Source organism: Phaeobacter sp. LSS9, assembly GCF_003443595.1.
GTDB classification, from domain to species: Bacteria; Pseudomonadota; Alphaproteobacteria; order Rhodobacterales; family Rhodobacteraceae; genus Phaeobacter; species Phaeobacter piscinae.
Window position 1 is genome coordinate 2,870,518 of sequence record NZ_CP031956.1, and the last position, 16,441, is coordinate 2,886,958.

General features: G+C 59.9%; 17 protein-coding genes. 8 read left to right on the forward strand and 9 right to left on the reverse strand.

Annotated features, from left to right (window positions below; all coding sequences use genetic code 11):
• Positions 1-24: 24 nt before the first annotated feature.
• The 4 genes from D1820_RS13715 to D1820_RS13730 all read right to left on the reverse strand — a co-directional run bounded on the left by D1820_RS13715 (position 25) and on the right by D1820_RS13730 (position 3,923).
• Positions 25-477, reverse strand: a complete 453-nt coding sequence (locus tag D1820_RS13715) for a YaiI/YqxD family protein (RefSeq protein ID WP_118069440.1) — start codon at positions 475-477, stop codon at positions 25-27.
• A complete protein-coding gene (sthA, locus tag D1820_RS13720) occupies positions 477-1,970 on the reverse strand; it encodes a Si-specific NAD(P)(+) transhydrogenase (RefSeq protein ID WP_118069441.1) in 1,494 nt (497 codons plus the stop codon). The genes D1820_RS13715 and sthA overlap by 1 nt, the downstream gene beginning before the upstream one ends.
• 3 nt (positions 1,971-1,973) lie before the next feature.
• On the reverse strand, positions 1,974-2,807 hold the full coding sequence (gene fghA, locus D1820_RS13725; protein WP_040178089.1) for an S-formylglutathione hydrolase: 834 nt from the start codon (positions 2,805-2,807) through the stop codon (positions 1,974-1,976).
• A gap of 177 nt (positions 2,808-2,984) precedes the next feature.
• Positions 2,985-3,923, reverse strand: coding sequence for an AEC family transporter (locus D1820_RS13730; protein ID WP_118069442.1), 939 nt, complete (start codon positions 3,921-3,923; stop codon positions 2,985-2,987).
• A 358-nt stretch (positions 3,924-4,281) separates the two neighbouring features.
• Here D1820_RS13730 and D1820_RS13735 point away from each other — a divergent pair, with 358 nt between their 5' ends.
• Positions 4,282-4,905: a TetR/AcrR family transcriptional regulator gene (locus D1820_RS13735; RefSeq protein WP_040171633.1), complete on the forward strand. Its 624-nt coding sequence runs from the start codon at positions 4,282-4,284 to the stop codon at positions 4,903-4,905.
• 27 nt (positions 4,906-4,932) lie between these two features.
• On the opposite strand, the gene D1820_RS13740 is transcribed toward D1820_RS13735, so the two are convergent.
• Positions 4,933-5,481, reverse strand: a complete 549-nt coding sequence (locus D1820_RS13740) for a cytochrome c (RefSeq protein ID WP_118069443.1) — start codon at positions 5,479-5,481, stop codon at positions 4,933-4,935.
• 163 nt (positions 5,482-5,644) lie between these two features.
• On the opposite strand from D1820_RS13740, the gene D1820_RS13745 reads away from it, so the two are divergent.
• Both D1820_RS13745 and D1820_RS13750 read left to right on the forward strand, forming a co-directional pair.
• Entirely contained in the window at positions 5,645-6,346 is a 702-nt protein-coding gene (locus D1820_RS13745) for a helix-turn-helix transcriptional regulator (protein ID WP_175304790.1), read from the forward strand.
• Between the two features lie 68 nt (positions 6,347-6,414).
• Complete coding sequence (locus D1820_RS13750) at positions 6,415-6,759, forward strand: DUF2794 domain-containing protein (RefSeq protein ID WP_173677666.1); 345 nt, start codon at positions 6,415-6,417, stop codon at positions 6,757-6,759.
• A gap of 37 nt (positions 6,760-6,796) precedes the next feature.
• Here D1820_RS13750 and D1820_RS13755 read toward each other — a convergent pair whose 3' ends face one another.
• The 3 genes from D1820_RS13755 to D1820_RS13765 form a co-directional block, all read right to left on the reverse strand.
• Positions 6,797-7,642, reverse strand: a complete 846-nt coding sequence (locus D1820_RS13755; protein ID WP_118069445.1) for a C40 family peptidase — start codon at positions 7,640-7,642, stop codon at positions 6,797-6,799.
• An 11-nt stretch (positions 7,643-7,653) separates the two neighbouring features.
• Complete coding sequence (locus D1820_RS13760; protein ID WP_118070222.1) at positions 7,654-9,048, reverse strand: M17 family metallopeptidase; 1,395 nt, start codon at positions 9,046-9,048, stop codon at positions 7,654-7,656.
• Positions 9,049-9,344: 296 nt separating this feature from the next.
• On the reverse strand, positions 9,345-9,740 hold the full coding sequence (locus D1820_RS13765; protein WP_192870574.1) for a hypothetical protein: 396 nt from the start codon (positions 9,738-9,740) through the stop codon (positions 9,345-9,347).
• 138 nt (positions 9,741-9,878) lie between these two features.
• Between D1820_RS13765 and D1820_RS13770 the strand changes: the two genes are divergently transcribed.
• Positions 9,879-10,529, forward strand: a complete 651-nt coding sequence (locus D1820_RS13770; protein ID WP_096870374.1) for a carbonic anhydrase — start codon at positions 9,879-9,881, stop codon at positions 10,527-10,529.
• Positions 10,530-10,562: 33 nt separating this feature from the next.
• Here the strand turns inward: D1820_RS13770 and D1820_RS13775 are convergent, their stop codons facing one another.
• Positions 10,563-11,717, reverse strand: coding sequence for a DUF3095 domain-containing protein (locus D1820_RS13775; protein WP_096870375.1), 1,155 nt, complete (start codon positions 11,715-11,717; stop codon positions 10,563-10,565).
• Positions 11,718-11,893: 176 nt separating this feature from the next.
• Here D1820_RS13775 and D1820_RS13780 point away from each other — a divergent pair, with 176 nt between their 5' ends.
• From D1820_RS13780 to D1820_RS13795, 4 genes are all read left to right on the forward strand, one after another.
• A complete protein-coding gene (locus D1820_RS13780) occupies positions 11,894-13,072 on the forward strand; it encodes an MFS transporter (protein WP_118069446.1) in 1,179 nt (392 codons plus the stop codon).
• A 78-nt stretch (positions 13,073-13,150) separates the two neighbouring features.
• The gene (locus tag D1820_RS13785; protein WP_024095654.1) at positions 13,151-14,173 is read left to right on the forward strand and encodes an aspartate-semialdehyde dehydrogenase; all 1,023 of its coding nucleotides are present in this window, start codon (positions 13,151-13,153) and stop codon (positions 14,171-14,173) included.
• A 130-nt stretch (positions 14,174-14,303) separates the two neighbouring features.
• Positions 14,304-14,639 carry a hypothetical protein gene (locus tag D1820_RS13790; RefSeq protein ID WP_118069447.1) on the forward strand — a complete coding sequence of 112 codons (336 nt, stop codon included), beginning with the start codon at positions 14,304-14,306 and terminating at the stop codon, positions 14,637-14,639.
• 127 nt (positions 14,640-14,766) lie between these two features.
• Positions 14,767-16,440 (forward strand): DUF4139 domain-containing protein, encoded by a 1,674-nt coding sequence (locus D1820_RS13795; RefSeq protein ID WP_254683315.1) that lies wholly within the window; start codon positions 14,767-14,769, stop codon positions 16,438-16,440.
• Position 16,441: the final 1 nt, after the last annotated feature.

The window sequence follows — 16,441 nt, forward strand, 5'->3', positions numbered from 1 at the left end:
CAAGAGCTGCGCAATCGGTGTTGGTCAGTTGGCAGCTGCGGCGCGGATTTCGCGCTCCAGCGCATCCAGAAATCGGGAGCGATCCGCCTTGGTAAACCCCTTGCCGCTGCCGCCTGCACCCAGTGGATTGGCGGCGCGCAGGTCTGCCATCAGATCGCGCATCGCCAGTTGCTGGCCGATGTTGGCCTCCGTGAACCGCTCGCCATTATGGCGCAGCACACGGGCGCCAGCCTCGATACATTTGGCGGCCAGCGGGATGTCCCCGGTGACCACCACATCGCCTGTACCGCAACGTTCCGCGATCCACATGTCCGCCACATCGGCGCCTTCTGATACGATCACCGTTTCCACCAGCGGGTTCTGCGACGGGCGCAGCCCGCCATTGGAGACCACGTACATGGTGACCTTATGGCGGGTTGCCACGCGCTCGGCTTCGGCTTTGACCGGGCAGGCATCGGCGTCGATATAGAGCGCCATTACTCCGCAGCCTTGGTGGGCTTTGCCTTGGCTGTCGATTTACCCTTGGCAGCGGGCTTGGATGTCTCCGCGTCTGATTTCTTCACCTTGAATTCATCAGGGATGGGCATCCGGTTGAAGGCATCAAGGCCGGCGATCTTGTACGCCTCCGCCAGGGTTGGATAGTTGAAGGTGTTCTGAACGAAGTAGTCCACCGTGCCTTTGAGGTTCAGAACCGCCTGCGCAATGTGGATCAGCTCAGTCGCGCCTTCGCCGACGATCTGGACGCCCAAAACCCGGCGGGTTTTGAGGGAGAACAGCATTTTCAGCATGCCGTGCTCAAGCCCCATGATGTGCCCGCGTGAGGTTTCGCGGAAGCGGGCGATGCCGATCTCATAGGGGATGCCCCGTTCCTGCAATTCCTCCTCCGACATGCCGCAGGTGGACATTTCGGGCACAGAATAGATCCCGTAGGGGAACCACGGGCTTTCCGGCAGGGTGGGGGTTTCCAATGCGTGACAGGCCGCGACCCGGCCCTGCTGCAGCGAGGTCGAGGCCAGCGAGGGGTGACCGATCACGTCACCGGTGGCATAGATATGCGGCACGGCGGTTTGGTAGGATTTGCGGTCCACGCTGAGGCGACCGCGATGATCCGTCTCCAGCCCGACGGCTTCAAGGTTCAGCGCCTCGGTATTGCCCATGCGGCCCGCCGCAAACAGCAGCATGTCGCCGCGCACATGGCGCCCGTTCTCTAGGCTGACCTCAATATGGCTGCCCTCATCCTCGATCTTGGTGATGGCCGAGCCAAGCCGCAGATCGACACCGTTTTCGCGGATCTGATGGGTGAAATCCTGAATCAACGTGCTGTCGATGAAGTCAAGGAATGTGTCGCGCGGCTCAATCAGGGTCACGCGCACATCAAGGGCGGAGAACATGGTGGCATATTCAACGCCGATCACGCCCGCACCAACGACAACGAGCGAGCGGGGGATTTCCTCCATCTCAAGGAATTCATCGCCATCGACTACGGTTTTGCCGTTGAACGGCACGTAGTCCGGGCGATAGGTCCGCGTGCCGGTGGCGATCAGGAATTTCTCGCCAGTCACACGGGTGGTATCACCTGCCTCGGTTGCAACTTCGACCTCGTTTGGGCCGACAAAACGGGCCAGGCCGGGCAGAACCTCAACATGGTTGCGGTTGAATTGGTGTTCCAGCACGTCGACCTCATGGTCGAGCGTCATATGCAGCCGGGCCTTCAGATCCTCGGCCTGAATCTGATCTTTGACCCGGTAGGCACGTCCGTAGAAACTGCGCTCGCGCCAGCCGGAGAGATTCAGTACGGTTTCACGCAGGGTTTTGGACGGGACGGTGCCGGTGTGGACCGAGACGCCGCCGAGCCGATCCTTGCGGTCGATCACCAACACGCGGCGGTGCAGCTTCCCGGCCTGAATGGCTGCGGTCCGGCCAGAGGGGCCAGAGCCGATAATGATGAGATCATAGTTGTAGTCTGTCATGGTTCAGCCCCGGTAGAGCGCTTCGGCATGGAAGGAGACATGATCCTCCATGAAGGTGGAGACAAAGAAATAGCTGTGGTCATAGCCGGGCTGCATCCGCAAAACCGCCTGCTGGCGGCGCGCCGCGGCTGCCTGCGCCAGTGCTTCGGGCTGCAGCAGATCGAGAAACTGGTCTGATGTTCCGGTGTCGATCAGCATAGGCCCGTCAAAGCCGCTGTCCTGCATCATCAGGGTGGCATCGTGACGGGCCCAGGCCGCCTCGTCTGCGCCAAGGTATGCAGACAGCTGTTTGCGACCCCAGTCACTGGCGGAGGGGTTACAGATCGGTGCGAAGGCCGACACCGACCGGAACCGGCCCGGCAGGTTCATCGCCATCGTCAGCGCACCATGTCCGCCCATGGAATGGCCGGTGATCGACTGGCGGTCCATATCCAGCGCAAACTGTTCACCGAGCAGAGCGGGCAGTTCTTCGGTGATATAGTCCCACATCTGGAAATGCGGAGCCCAGGGGGCCTGCGTGGCATTCACGTAGAAACCAGCGCCCTGACCCAGATCGTATGCCTCATCATCGGCGACCCCTTCGCCACGGGGGGAGGTATCGGGGAAAACCATGGCGATGCCCTGTTCGGCGCACCAGGCTTGCGCCCCGGCCTTGGTCATCGCGTTTTCATGGGTGCAGGTCAGCCCGGAGAGATACCACAGCAGCGGCACCGGGCCATCGGCGACCTCCTCCGGCAGGAACAGCCCAAAGGTCATGTCGCAATTGGTGCTGCTGCTGGCATGGCGATAGACGCCTTGCACGCCTCCGAAGGCGGCATTTTCCGAGACGGTTTCCATGAGGCGACTCCTTTGTTCCTTGTTGGTCTATCGCTACCTGTGGTCAGCCATAGCGTCCAGTGACTGCGCGCCTGCGGCTCTTGTTTTTGCGACATATGATTGCAAAAACCTGAAGACTGCCGTCTCTGACGGTCTGAAGTGCTGGCCTGATCTGCCCATCAGGGCGCTTGGCCCCTGTTAGGGCAGCGTCAGGACTGAAACCCAGGCGATCACCATCGGCAATGTCAGGATGGAGAGGGTCGTTGAGAGCAGAATTGCGGCGGAGGCCCGATGCGGTGCGACGCCATAGTGCTGGGCCAGCATGTAGACATTGCCAGCAACCGGCAGCGCAGAGGCGGCAATTGCAACCGCCGCGGCATAAGGATCGACCGGGATCAGCAGCAGTAGACAGAGGGCCACGGCGGCCGGATGCAACACCAGTTTGGCAAAGCTGAGCCAGCTGGCGATCTGGACCCGTTCTGCAGATTTCGACGCCAGAGAGGCGCCGATGGCAAAGAGCGCGCCCGGCGTTGCCGCATCGCCAAGCAGCGCCAGAAACGCATTGGCAGGCGTCGGGATCGGCAGGGCTAACGCCGACCATATCAGCCCGGCGCAAATGGACAGGATCATCGGGTTCTGCAGCAGCCCCCGCCCAACCAGCCGAAGCGTATCGCGGCCGACCCCGCTGCCACGCCCGACGTTTATCAGGACCACGATCAGGGAGGAAAACACCACCAGATCGACGCTGAGGATCAGCATCATTGGTCCTACTGAGGCAGGACCGAATAGCAGAACCATCATCGGCAAGCCAAGAAAACCGACATTGCCGATGGCTGCACATTGCGCCTCAACCGCGGCGGTCTGCATATCTAGACGCCGCAGAAGCGCTATCAGCGTGGTCAGGACATAGACCGCCATCGTGCCCAACAGGTAACCGAGGATCAGCCGGGGGTCGAAGATTTCGGAGAAGGACAGATTGGCGGCAAACCGAAAAATCATCGCCGACAATGGAAAGTAGAAGACAAATTTGGTCAGGCTCGCAGTTGCCTCCTCGGAGAAGAAACGGCTGCGCCCGGCCCAGTATCCAAGGCCAATAATTGCAAAAAACGGAAGTGTTCTCAGAAATATATCGAGCATCGCCGCAATTGGTAACCTGAATTGACCAACGCGGAAAGAGGGTTCTGTCTCCGCCGGGAACGAGTGTTCGGTCCCGTATCGAACCTGGCACTTGGGTTTCCACGCACTGCCCTATCCACCGGCACTGCAATGCCGATGGGTCTGGCGCGCAGCCGTGCTGGTGGCAGAACTGTTGCCTGTGTCGCAACGTTCTGACGGCAGGTTTATTTCCCTTCAGCGTCCGGAGCGCTAACTCACAGGCTATCAAGGTGTTACAAATGGGCGTGAGGCAACGCTTGACCTCGTTTGCGAATGTGTAGATTGGACCCGAGATCTGCGACAGATCCGGTCGCACCCGACGCCACAGCAGAGAGTATGGATGAACCAGCCAGCCGCCATTCCCCGTAAGGGCCGAAAATATGACCAGGTGCTTCAGGGCGCGCGGGATGTATTCATGGCCCATGGGTTTGAAGGCGCCAGCGTTGATGATATCGCCCGCAAAGCCGGTGTTTCGAAGGCGACGCTCTACAGCTATTTTCCGGACAAGCGGCTGCTGTTCATGGAGGTTGCCCGCCACGGGTGTGCCCGTCAGGCGGATAGGGCGGTGACCATCGCGTCAGGCTGTTACGAGCCTGAGACGGCGCTGCGCGAGGCGGGTCATCATATCCTCTCAGTGATCCTGTCGGAATTTGGCGTGAAGATGTTTCGCATCTGCGTTGCCGAGGCGGACAGGTTTCCCGACCTGGGGCGGCGGTTCTATGAAAGCGGGCCTGCGACCGTTCGGTCCCAGCTGCGAGAGTATCTGGCGGAGGCAACATCACGTGGCGAACTGAAGATCGACGATCTGGATCTGGCTGCGGATCAGTTTGCCGAATTGTGCCGCGCGGATATGTTCTTGCGCTTGCTGTTCAATATCGAAGCTGAGATCGGACTGCAGGAGCGGGAGCGGGTGGTCGATGCGGCGATCACCACATTCCTCGCCCGTTATGGCGCGTCTGCTTAAAGTTGGTGCGACGGACCGATCGCGGCCTTAGTGGGTGGTGAATTCTCTTGGCGTGTTTCGATAGATCTGATGGCAGTTGTGACAGGCAGAGATCAGCCTTGGCAAACTGCGTCTTAGTCCTGAGGCGGAGCGGGTATTCAGCGCGCGCGCTGCTTTTTCAGCATCATCGGCATGGCGTTTGAAATCAGTCCAGTTCGTCCAAATGCCACCACGCGCGTGGGACGAGAGATCTGTCACGTCGCGGCGGAAATGGCGCGGAATGCGGCGTGTCGACCGGATCAGGCTGCGTCGTGCCGCACGGGCGCCGGACCGATCAAACGCGATATAATCCCGCGTCATTGCGGTGAGATCCTGAAGCGCCTTTTTCTGGCTACTCATCAGGGCGATGCGCTCGGCAACATATTTGTTTGGTGCGGGGCTTTCTGCCGCAACCCTGCCTGCGAGCAACAGCAATGCCGCCATCAGCAACAGACTACTCAACACTGCGAAGAGGGGCATCAGAAGTTGGCGGGTGTTCGGAGACACTGCGGCGACCCGCGCCGGGTGGGTGCTGTCCTTTGTCAGGTGGAGTGTCATCGCCTGCTGTTTCCCTAACCAGATGTGTCGCAAGGCCGTCAGATTAGGCGGATCGGGTTAGATCGCGGTTAATGCGCAAACGGACTTCCAACAGCGAACACTTCGACGGCGGGCGAAATGTTTGTACTGGGCCTGATCCCGGGCGTTGGGTTAGTCTCTGTTCATGAGTACGCCACGATTTGATATTCTGGGCCAAGCCCTGGCCGATGCCAGCCGCACTCGTATGTTGTGCGAATTGCTGGATGGACGGTCCTACACCAACAAGGAGCTGGCCTCAGCCGCTGGTGTCACCCCGCCCACTGCCACCGCGCATTTGCAGATGTTGCAGTCCGCAGGTCTGGTGGTGGCCGAAAAGCGCGGGCGCTGTGTGTTTCACCGGTTGGCCAGTGCGGAGGTGGCCCATACCCTCGAACAGCTTGCGGCGATTGCGCCATCGGATCATCTGCATCGTGCACAGCAGCGCAAGGCGGGTCAGTTGGCTCCGCTCCGTAGCTGCTACGACCATTTTGCGGGCCCGCTGGCAGTGGCGATGACTGCGCGTTTCATTGAGCTGGGCCTTCTGGTTGAGCGCAACGGTGGGTTTGAGGTGATCCCGGCGACAGAATGGGACAGGCTTGGTGTGGTGCTGCCTGACCAGCCGGGACGGCAGCCATTTGCCCGCCCTTGTATGGACTGGACAGAACGGCGTCTGCATATTTCAGGTGCTTTGGGGCGTCAGTTGCTGTCCCACGCGCTGGATGCGGGGTGGGTGAAGCGCCAGTCCGTTAAACGGGGGCTGTTGCTGACGACGCCCGGTCGCGCGGCATTTGAGCAGATCATTGGTCTGGATACGCGGTCCGTCGTGCCCGAACTTTCGCCGTCCTGAGGGCGGCGCGGCACGGTGGATCAGCAATAATGCTTGATTTACGGGCTGTTTGGCGCGACCCTGTTGATATGAGCTTTGACCAAGTGCAGCCCTTCTCATCGTTTTCTGACCCGCAGCAGGTTGCCTTTCATCGGACCGAACTTTCGGTGATCCTGTCGCTCTATGGTCGTATGGTTGCCGCCGGGGAATGGCGGGACTACGGCATTTCCACCCTGCGGGATCTGGCTGTATTTTCGGTGTTTCGCCGCACGGCTGAGCACCCATTGTACCGGATCGAAAAGCGGCCCAAGCTGCGCAACCGGCAAGGACAATACGCGGTTGTTGGCATGGATGGTCAGATCCTGAAACGTGGACATGATCTGCGAATGGTGCTGCGTGTACTTGAGCGTAAGCTGATCAGATCAGTGACCTGAAGAACTGACACTCGGCCGCATGGCGGCGGGCTGTGTCTCAGAGGATGACGCGCCGATGGCCGGTGACCGGTCCATCTCCCTGTGACATGATCCGCTCTATGGCATCAGCAACCGGCTCCAATGCGACGGCCATGTGATAGGCGTTTGCATGGATCATGGTTTCAGGGTCCTGCATCAGTGCCACATGTCCCTTCCAGAACAGCAGGTCACCTCGTTGCAGATCGGTGGGGACGGCTGCGTTGCCAAGTGGGATATTGTCGCCCAACTCATGCTCTTGCTGGTCACTGTCACCGGGGCAAGCCACCCCGCAGGCCAGCATCGCCGCCTGAACTAGGCCAGAGCAGTCGATGCCCCAGCGGCTGTTGCCGCCCCATAGATAAGGGGTCCCAAGGAACAGCTGCGCAACGGCGACCGGATCCTTGTCGGTCTGCGAAATTGGCTGCAGATGATGCCGGGGGACGTAGCCTTGATCTGTTTCGGCAAATTTCTCGCCGAGGCTGGAGACGCGCAGCCTGCTGCCATGGCTGAGGCTGCAGAGATCTGCGGATTTCATATCTGCAGTGCTATAGGCATGGGTCGCCGGGGTGCAGATCCGATGCGTAACCGGCTCGGGGAGTTGCCCGAGCGAGGCGGTCGGCACATAGCCGACGTAGCGATCCGCAACGGCCTGCACGAAGGCCCAACCGTCGTGGTCATCATAGATGGTGATTTCAGCCCCGAGCAGCAGTTGCCGGTCTCTTGGTCCGTCCGGGCGCCGCAGGAGATTTACGACCGGCAGACAAATCTGTGCAGGTTGGCCCTCAACGATTTTCCTGCCATTGGCATCCAAGGCCAGATGTGCGGCGATTACGCGGTCGTTTGCGGGCGTGCGGCGGGGATCCATCGTCCTATCCTTCAGAATTTCAGCATCTGAGGGAGCGCCTCGAACACAGCGCGCGCGCCTTGCAATGCACCGCCTTTGGGGCGCGCCGGGGCTGCGCTGGGGGTCCAGCCATAGATATCGAAATGCATGTAGCGGTGTTCTCCGGCAAAACGGCGCAGGAACAGGGCTGCGGTGATTGAGCCAGCGAAACCGCCGCTGGGCGCATTGTCCAGATCGGCAATCTGCGGCTCGATCATTGCCTCATAAGGGGCGTGGAAGGGCATGCGCCAGACCGGGTCGGCGACCGTAGCTGCTGCCGCGTTGATGGCATCCGCATCAGCGTCAACATCTGTATAAAACGGCGCGAGATCCGGACCGACGGCAACGCGGGCCGCACCGGTCAGTGTTGCCATGGAAATCAATAGATCCGGCGCGTCCTCCGCCGCATAGGCCAGCGCATCGGCCAGAACCAGCCGACCTTCGGCATCGGTATTGTTGATCTCGACGGTCAACCCGTTGCGGGCGGTCAGCACATCGCCGGGGCGGAACGCGTTGGCAGAGACACTGTTCTCGACCGCCGGGATAAGCACACGTAACGCGACGGGCAGCTGCAGCGCCATGATCATATGGGCTAGTCCCAATACATTGGCCGCGCCGCCCATATCTTTCTTCATCAGCCCCATGCTGCTGCCGGGTTTGAGGTTCAGTCCGCCAGTGTCAAAACAGACGCCTTTGCCCACAAGTGTCAGCTTGGGGCCGGTGCTGCCCCAGCGCATCTCCAGCAAGCGTGGGCGGCGGTCAGAGGCGCGGCCGACGGTATGGATCATCGGGAAATTCTGCGCCAGAAGGTCCTGATCTGCGATCACATCGAGGCTTGCGCCATGTTGGTCGGCAAGGGTCTGTGCCGCGTCCTGCAGCTCTGCCGGGCCCATGTCTGCCGCAGGTGTGTTGATCAGATCCCGCGTCAGGAACTCCCCCGCAGCGAGCGCTTCGAGCCGGGCGCGATCCACACCCTCGGGCGCAATCAGATGTGTCTCGGCGTCTCGCCCGCTTTTGTAGCGGTCAAACCTGTACTGGGCGAGCAGCCAACCCAGGCACTCTGCCGGGCGGTCCTCTTGGGCAATGCCTTCGGCGAGAAGGTATGTGCCCTTGGGCAGTTTGGACAGTGCACCGGCCAGGATAAAGCGGCGGCGCGCGCGGTCTTTCTCCGTACCATATCCGACCAAGGCCTGCCGTGGCTGACCATCTTTGTCCGGGAGGGTAAGGACCTGCCCAATGGCACCGCTAAACCCGTTGGCGTGCGCCCAGGTCGCAGTCTCCGCCGGTGCTTTGGCCAGCCAACCCTCGCAGCTCTTCTGATCCAGCACATGCAAAGCGATGCTTGCAGTGTCCGGTTTGGCAAAGGCAGGATGCTTGGCAGAAGGCATAGCAGGATACTCCGGCTCGGGGGGCGATTTGATCGTCACAGTATCTGCCACAGCGCTGTCTGCAAGCCCTGCAATTGCCGGGGCGACCCGCTGTTTCCAGCGGGTGCCACCGGTGAATTGTTGTGGATAGAACGCCAATAAGGGCCCTGGAAAGAGCCCGGACGCATTATATAGGTCACAACGAAACCAATCGGTGGTGCGCAGTCTACCTTGGGTCTGACAGGTGGAGACAGGCTCCGTCGGCGGCAGATCCGCTGTCAGACGTATCTGAGCACGTGTCCCCCCAGGATCACGCGTCAGACTGAAAGGTCTTGTTGCTCCCAGACGGCAGTCAGGGACCGCTCGCCTATCCGCATCAGTCGGAACAGGGTTGCAGACACCGCAGCGAAATCGTCGATATCAATTGCCCCGGTCACGTCACGGGCCACCCGCGCCATAGCTGTCATTCCTATCTGATCAGCGATAGCGATCAGCGATCGTGCGCTTTTGCGCAGGTTGGCCATATCGTTTTGCCGCCACAGCCGTTCGCAATGAGACAGGCGCACGGCCAGTTCCTCAATCGCGCGACAGACCACATCTTCGGCCCCTGCTTCGCCAAGTTGCGCATAGAGATCCGACAATTTGTCGGAGTCCAGGCGCACGTTTTCTTTGTGTATTACAGTGAGTATTTGAGCCACCACATTAAACCCCATTTATTCATGCCCCCACGGCACGGGCCAAACTTGCGCCTCAGAAGTTGTCAAAAGGTTTCCAAGCAGGTGGTCAAATCTCTCGAATTTGCTAACAATCCTTGGTAACAGACCTGCCAGAGGTCAATCGAGGAACAACAGATGCAATTTGCCAAACCCCTGCCGAGCTATCTGGTGACGCGCTATCACGGGTGGAAAGCCACGACCTATAGCGACAATCAGGGCTGGTACCGGCGGCTTGCCAGCGAGGGCCAGCGCCCGCGCGCGATGGTTATCTCCTGCTGTGACAGCCGGGTGCATGTCACCTCGATTTTTGGCGCCGATCAGGGCGAGTTCTTCATCCACCGCAATATCGCGAATCTGGTGCCGCCCTATCAGCCGGACGGTGACCACCACGGGACCAGTGCGACCGTCGAATACGCCGTCACCGTTTTGAAAGTGGCGCATCTGATCGTATTGGGTCATTCACAATGCGGCGGCGTGCAGGGCTGCATCGATATGTGCAAAGGCCACGCGCCGGCCCTGGATGCCAAGGAGAGCTTCGTCGGGCGTTGGATGGATATCCTGAAACCGAAATTTTCCCTGGTTGAGGATATTGAGGATACCGATACCCAGGCGCGTCAGTTTGAGCGTCAGGCGGTTGTGGCATCGCTTGAAAACCTGATGACCTTCCCGTTCATCGACAGTGCCGTACGTGATGGCACATTGAGCCTGCATGGTCTGTGGACTGATATCGGCGAAGGCGGGTTGGAGTGCTATGAACCGCGAAGCGGCAACTTCCAACCGGTCTGAGACCCGCAGCTGGACGGCGGGTCGGGCTGGTTCTCAGGCCGTCGTCTGGCCTGAGGCCGCCATCCGCAGCGCGGCTTGGGTATAGCCGCCAGAGGCGCCATCGATGAAGTGGACGTGATCGTCACGCATCACCGATGGAACAATGCAGGTCACCAGCGCCTCATCCTGTTCGTGGAGCCCGTATCGGGCATGACCGGCGGTCGCGGCTTTCTCTAAGATTCGCGTAATGTCGTCGCGCACTTGTGGCGGGCAGTCGAGTGTCAGCTTAAGGCCATCGTCGAATTTGCGAAAATCGGCATTGGCCACCAGCATCCTGCGATAATGCTGCGCATCAAAACTGCCTAGCGGGCGCTTTCGGCTAAGGGCATACGCGGCCAATGTTGTCTGAATAAACAGCTGAGCCTTGCGCAGGATCAGAGCTGTTTTCCCGCGTGAGATCTTGGCCTCAAGGGTAAGGCCCGGCGGCGGGAAGCTGAAGCTTGGCCCCCCTTCCGGTACCGGATGGCCATTGCGCTGGAGCTGATCCGCCACGGCGAGAATATCACCGGCAATTTTTGCAAAATCCTTGGCAGAGGCGGTCGGTTCGGGTTGCACCACCACCGAAAGGATTAGGCCGTTGCGGGCCGGAATTGTGTTCCAGCGGCAGGACAGGCCAGTCAGATCCGGTGGATCGGGCAGGGGGGCGGGCGGCACTTCAAAGCCGCCGAGCTTCATTTGCCGTTCGGCCCAGTTCAGGCCACCACCCGCGAACATCGCATAGTCAGCGGCTTCGGATACAGCATAGCGCGCCACAGCAACATCCAGCCCCTCGGCCCGGATCCAAGACACCGGGAGCAGAGCCGCCCGCAGGTCAATATCAAACTCCGCACTGGCCCAGCTGCGCAAGCGAGCCAAGGTGTCACGGGCAATGTCGGCATGTTCAGGACCAACTGCAAAGGAGGCCCCGTCACCGCCAAACACATAGGGAAACGGCACACCCTGCAAGGCGTTTATCATGGCTGCGATCACCGAGGCTCCGATGGTATTCACCGTTTTGTAGCGCCCCGATGCGATCAGATCGGTGGAATTGACGATATCGCAGCATCCCACCATCCAGTCTCTGGGCAGCGGTGTAAAAGCGCCCGCCCGTGTCAGGCCGGCGAAATCGCGGCTGGGCGAGAGGCTTTGGTAGAAACCATCCTGTGTCATATGCGATCCGTTCATCCTGCAGACATCATAGCGTAGCGCGACAGTGACGCACGACCAATCACGGCTAAGTGGTTTCGCGCTCTTGTGAATTGGTGCGAAATCGCCACTGTGGACCGATCAGATTTTCCGGTCCGGGTCATGTGCCGGGGTCGCGCAGCTCATTCGGGGGGGGGTCAATGCAGGTGGGGCTGATTATCTTATGTCTGGGCTATGTGCTCAGCCAGTTCTTTCGCGCATTTCTGGCAGTGCTCAGTTCTGCCCTTCAAACCGATCTGGGCGCCTCGCCTGAGGATCTTGCCTTTGCCTCCGGGCTTTGGTTCCTGACCTTCGCCGTCATGCAGCTGCCGGTGGGGTGGGCGCTGGATCGTATCGGGCCAAGCCGTACTGCCGCAGCGTTGTTGTTGCTGGGTGGCGGCGGCGGGACGTTGGTGTTTGCGCTGGCCAGCCAGCCGGTTCACATCAGCCTTGCGATGGTCCTGATCGGGGTGGGATGTTCGCCTGTCCTCATGGCATCCTATTACATATTCGCGCGGGAGTATCCGCCGCGCCGCTTTGCGACACTGGCGGCCTTGATGCTGGGTGTTGGTTCCCTAGGGAACCTGGTGGCGTCTTATCCAACCGCGCTTGCGGTTGAGGTGCTGGGATGGCGCGGCACATTGTTTGGGCTCGCGGGGATCTCGACTGCGGTAGCGCTTGGTATTGCCCTCACAGTCAAGGACCCGGCGCGGGTTGAGATGAGCGATGGTCCGAAGGGCTCGGTGCTGGATATTCTGCGCATGCCTGTGCTTTGGCCGATATTCATCATGATGTTTGTGGCCTATGCCCCGTCGGCGGCGCTCCGTGGCTTGTGGATCGGCCCGTATATGAGTGATGTCTTTGGCCTTGGATCTGAGGCGATCGGGGTTGCCAGTCTGGTGATGGGGGTTGCGATGATTCTCGGCACCTTTGCCTATGGTCCGATGGATCGGCTTTTGGGAACACGCAAAGGTGTGGTGCTTGGCGGTAATCTTCTGGCCTGTGCGGCGCTGGGTGGCCTGATGTTGTACATTGACGGGCCAGTGCCGTTGGTCGTGGTTCTGATGGCGGCGGTTGGGTTTTTCGGTGCGGCCTTCCCGGTCATCCTGGCGCAGGGACGCGCCTTTGTGCCGCCGCATCTGGTGGGGCGGGGGGTGACCATGCTCAACTTCTTTGGCATTGGCGGCGTGGGAATCATGCAGTTCGCCAGTGGGCGTCTGCATGCGGAAACAACCGGAGCAGAGCTTTCCTTACCGTATTTTGTCATTTTTGGTTTCCTCCTCGCGTTTCTGGCGGCCGGGTGCGCAATATATCTGCTCAGCCGCGACAGCTTGGATTGATCTAGCCTTCCCTCGCGCGGGCTTTCCCGATAAGACACCGCAGCCGGTCACGAGGCCGGATACAATTGGAGAAACAAAATGGGTTATCGCGTCGTTATCGCGGGCGCCACGGGCAACGTGGGTCGCGAAATGCTGAATATTCTGGCGGAACGCCAGTTTCCTGTGGATGAGATTGCAGTTCTGGCGAGCCGCAAATCCCTCGGCACCGAAGTTACATTCGGCGACAAGACACTGACGACCCAGGATCTGGACACGTTCGACTTCGCCGGTTGGGATATGGCGCTGTTTGCCGTTGGCTCCGACGCCACCAAGAAATACGCGCCGAAAGCGGCTGCGGCTGGATGTGTCGTTATCGATAACTCGTCGCTGTATCGCTATGATCATGACGTGCCGCTGATCGTGCCTGAGGTGAACCCGCAGGCGGTGCACGGCTATGCCAAGAAGAACATCATCGCCAACCCCAACTGCTCCACCGCGCAGATGGTTGTGGCGCTGAAGCCGCTGCATGATCGTGCCAAGATCAAACGCGTCGTGGTGTCGACCTATCAGTCTGTGTCCGGCTCCGGCAAAGATGCGATTGACGAACTGTGGGATCAGACCAAAGCGGTCTACAACCCGACACAGGACGTACCGCCGAGCGTCTACACCAAGCAGATCGCCTTCAACGTGATCCCGCACATCGATGTTTTCCTGGACGACGGCTCGACCAAGGAAGAGTGGAAGATGGTCGCTGAGACCAAGAAGATCGTTGATCCCTCAATCAAGGTCACCGCGACCTGCGTGCGGGTGCCGGTTTTTGTCGGTCACTCCGAAGCGATCAACATCGAATTCGAAGACTTCCTCGATGAAGATGAGGCCCGTGACATCCTGCGTGAAGCACCAGGGATCATGGTGATCGATAAGCGCGAAGACGGCGGCTACGTGACGCCCGTCGAATGTGTCGGTGATTTTGCAACCTTCATCAGCCGCATCCGTCAGGATTCGACCCTGGATAACGGTCTGAACCTGTGGTGTGTCAGCGATAACCTGCGCAAGGGTGCTGCTCTGAATGCGGTTCAGATCGCCGAGCTTCTTGGACGTGAAGTTCTGAAAAAAGGCTAAAAACCTATCCATTCAGGTAAGGGGCTGCTTCGAAAGAGGCGGCCCCTTTACCGTTTGTACAGCTGTTCTTGCCAGCCTTGATGCCACTAGTCTGATGGGGGTTAGACAACGGTAAAGGGGGGGTTAGACCATGATGGAAAAACGATCAGCGCAAGAGATCGCAGAGGGTGAGCGCGTTCGCGCGGGCGAAAGCGCCTGGGCCTCCGCACGCAATAGTTCGCGGCTGGACGCCGAGATGGCGGCACAGCTGAGAATGGTCCTGAGCGAGAGTTTCCGCACCGCAAAGACCTGGCTTGAGTTGATCCGCGCGCTGCGCATCAAGGGGTTCTACTTGGAGCGGAAAGACGGGCGCATGCGCCTGCGGGACGCCCATAGCCATGTTGAAATCTGCACCTGCCGGTTTCTGGGCTTCCCAGGGGGAGAACTGGAAACGCGTTTCGGCGAACCTTTGCCTGAATATCTCTGAGAGGCCCCAGATACGAAGGGGTGGCAGGCAGGCAGCTGCGGATGCAACTGGTCACAGCGCCGATGCGTCTCTAGGTTCGGTGACAGGCGAGGCATTGCCCCGCAGTGTTCATCAGTCGAGAGAAATTATGCGATCTGCTTTTTCAAATATGACCTTTGGCGCGACGTTTGCCGTGACCACATGTGTTGGCACAGCTGCGGTTTCGGACGTGATACAAGTCGACAGCCAGATTTCAGCGGTCACGCTGTATCCGGGGCTGGCGCAGATTACCCGGACCGCCGATGTGGTGTTGCCTGAGGGGCAGCACGAGCTGATCCTGCAAGGCGTGCCGCAAAGTGCGGAGACCGCGAGCCTGCAGGTTCAAATAGACGGCGCCCGCAGGATCAGTACCCGGGTGCGAGATGAGTTCGTTCCGCCACGTGACGCGTCGACACCGGAGATTGAAGCCGCCGAAGCGCGCATAGATGAGATCGAAGCACAGATCGCCGCGGTGGAAGATGAGGTGGCGCGCGCACGGGCCGCCGCTCATGCGGCGCGCAGTTCTATTCATTTCCTGGAGCAGCTTGGTAGCAATGACGGGCTTGTGGGTACGGATGCCACTGCGCTTGCCGATATCGCTCTGATGATCAGCGGTCGTGCCGTCGAAAATCACCGCCAGATCGTTGATGCCGAGGCTGAAGCCCGCAATAAGGAGCAAGCGCTCGTCACCTTGCAGGAAAGTTTGACCGAGGCGCGCACTGCGCTTGCGGCTCTGTCGCTAGAGGACGAGGACCGCCTCTACATTGAGGTAACGGTTGAGGCAGCGACTGCGGGTGAGGCCTCAATCCGCATGCAGTATCTGACTGAAGGGGCTGGCAATATCGGCTGGTCTCCGAGCTATGAGTTGCATCTCGCAACCGGTGGCGATCCGGAGCTGACGTTGAACCGCAGCGTGATCTTGTCTCAGGACACGGGCGAAAACTGGCAGGACGTTGCGCTGACGCTGTCGACAGCGGAACCTATGGGGCAATCAGCGCCCTCGCGGCTTTTCCCACAGCTGCGGCGGATCGAGAAGCCAATGCCCGCGCCAACATCGAAACAGCGGCTGTCATCTGATATGGAATTGGATCTTGCGAACGAGCCTATTATCGAAGCGGCTGTGGTGGTTGATGAGATATTTCGGCAATGGTCTGTCGACCGCAGTGGTGTCGCTGCGGTTTATGGGTTTGATACGCCGGTCTCCGTCGCATCAGGGGCAGAGGCGCTGCGGTTGGAGATGGATAGCCTGAAGACCACCGCGACGCTCACGGCCCAAGCGGTGCCGCTGCGCAATGAGACCGCCTACCGTATGGTACGCTTCACCAATGAGTTTGGTGAACAGCTTCTGGCTGCGACGCAGGCCGCCCATTTCGTCGACGGAAAGTTGGTCGCTGTCGCAGATTTTGCCGGGCTGGCACCGGGAGCGGAGGCGGATCTGGGCTTTGGCGCAATCAAAGGTCTGACCCTAAGTCGCGATATTCTTGACCAGAGCGAGGGGGAGCAGGGGCTGATTTCGCGCAACACTGAACAGGTCCGCCGGGTCGAGATTGAGGTGGAGAACCTCACGAACCGTGCCTGGCCGCTGCGCCTGCTGGACCGTGTCCCCTATTCCCAGCAGGACGCGCTGGAGATTATCTGGGACGCCCGCCCTGCACCGACTGAGGAAAACGTCGAGAAGCAGCGTGGCATCTTGGCCTGGGATATGGAGATTGCGGCGGGTGCGACCGAAGTGATCGAGATCGAGACGGAGCTGAGCTGGCCCGAAGGCCAGATCCTGCGCTGAT

Bases quoted from the DNA above. Each gene is read 5' to 3' on its own strand.
- D1820_RS13715 (WP_118069440.1), bottom strand. From the start codon at position 477: ATGGCGCTCTATATCGACGCCGATGCCTGCCCGGTCAAAGCCGAAGCC.
- sthA (WP_118069441.1), bottom strand. From the start codon at position 1,970: ATGACAGACTACAACTATGATCTCATCATTATCGGCTCTGGCCCCTCT.
- fghA (WP_040178089.1), bottom strand. From the start codon at position 2,807: ATGGAAACCGTCTCGGAAAATGCCGCCTTCGGAGGCGTGCAAGGCGTC.
- D1820_RS13730 (WP_118069442.1), bottom strand. From the start codon at position 3,923: ATGCTCGATATATTTCTGAGAACACTTCCGTTTTTTGCAATTATTGGC.
- D1820_RS13735 (WP_040171633.1), top strand. From the start codon at position 4,282: ATGAACCAGCCAGCCGCCATTCCCCGTAAGGGCCGAAAATATGACCAG.
- D1820_RS13740 (WP_118069443.1), bottom strand. From the start codon at position 5,481: ATGACACTCCACCTGACAAAGGACAGCACCCACCCGGCGCGGGTCGCC.
- D1820_RS13745 (WP_175304790.1), top strand. From the start codon at position 5,645: ATGAGTACGCCACGATTTGATATTCTGGGCCAAGCCCTGGCCGATGCC.
- D1820_RS13750 (WP_173677666.1), top strand. From the start codon at position 6,415: ATGAGCTTTGACCAAGTGCAGCCCTTCTCATCGTTTTCTGACCCGCAG.
- D1820_RS13755 (WP_118069445.1), bottom strand. From the start codon at position 7,642: ATGGATCCCCGCCGCACGCCCGCAAACGACCGCGTAATCGCCGCACAT.
- D1820_RS13760 (WP_118070222.1), bottom strand. From the start codon at position 9,048: ATGCCTTCTGCCAAGCATCCTGCCTTTGCCAAACCGGACACTGCAAGC.
- D1820_RS13765 (WP_192870574.1), bottom strand. From the start codon at position 9,740: ATGGGGTTTAATGTGGTGGCTCAAATACTCACTGTAATACACAAAGAA.
- D1820_RS13770 (WP_096870374.1), top strand. From the start codon at position 9,879: ATGCAATTTGCCAAACCCCTGCCGAGCTATCTGGTGACGCGCTATCAC.
- D1820_RS13775 (WP_096870375.1), bottom strand. From the start codon at position 11,717: ATGACACAGGATGGTTTCTACCAAAGCCTCTCGCCCAGCCGCGATTTC.
- D1820_RS13780 (WP_118069446.1), top strand. From the start codon at position 11,894: ATGCAGGTGGGGCTGATTATCTTATGTCTGGGCTATGTGCTCAGCCAG.
- D1820_RS13785 (WP_024095654.1), top strand. From the start codon at position 13,151: ATGGGTTATCGCGTCGTTATCGCGGGCGCCACGGGCAACGTGGGTCGC.
- D1820_RS13790 (WP_118069447.1), top strand. From the start codon at position 14,304: ATGATGGAAAAACGATCAGCGCAAGAGATCGCAGAGGGTGAGCGCGTT.
- D1820_RS13795 (WP_254683315.1), top strand. From the start codon at position 14,767: ATGCGATCTGCTTTTTCAAATATGACCTTTGGCGCGACGTTTGCCGTG.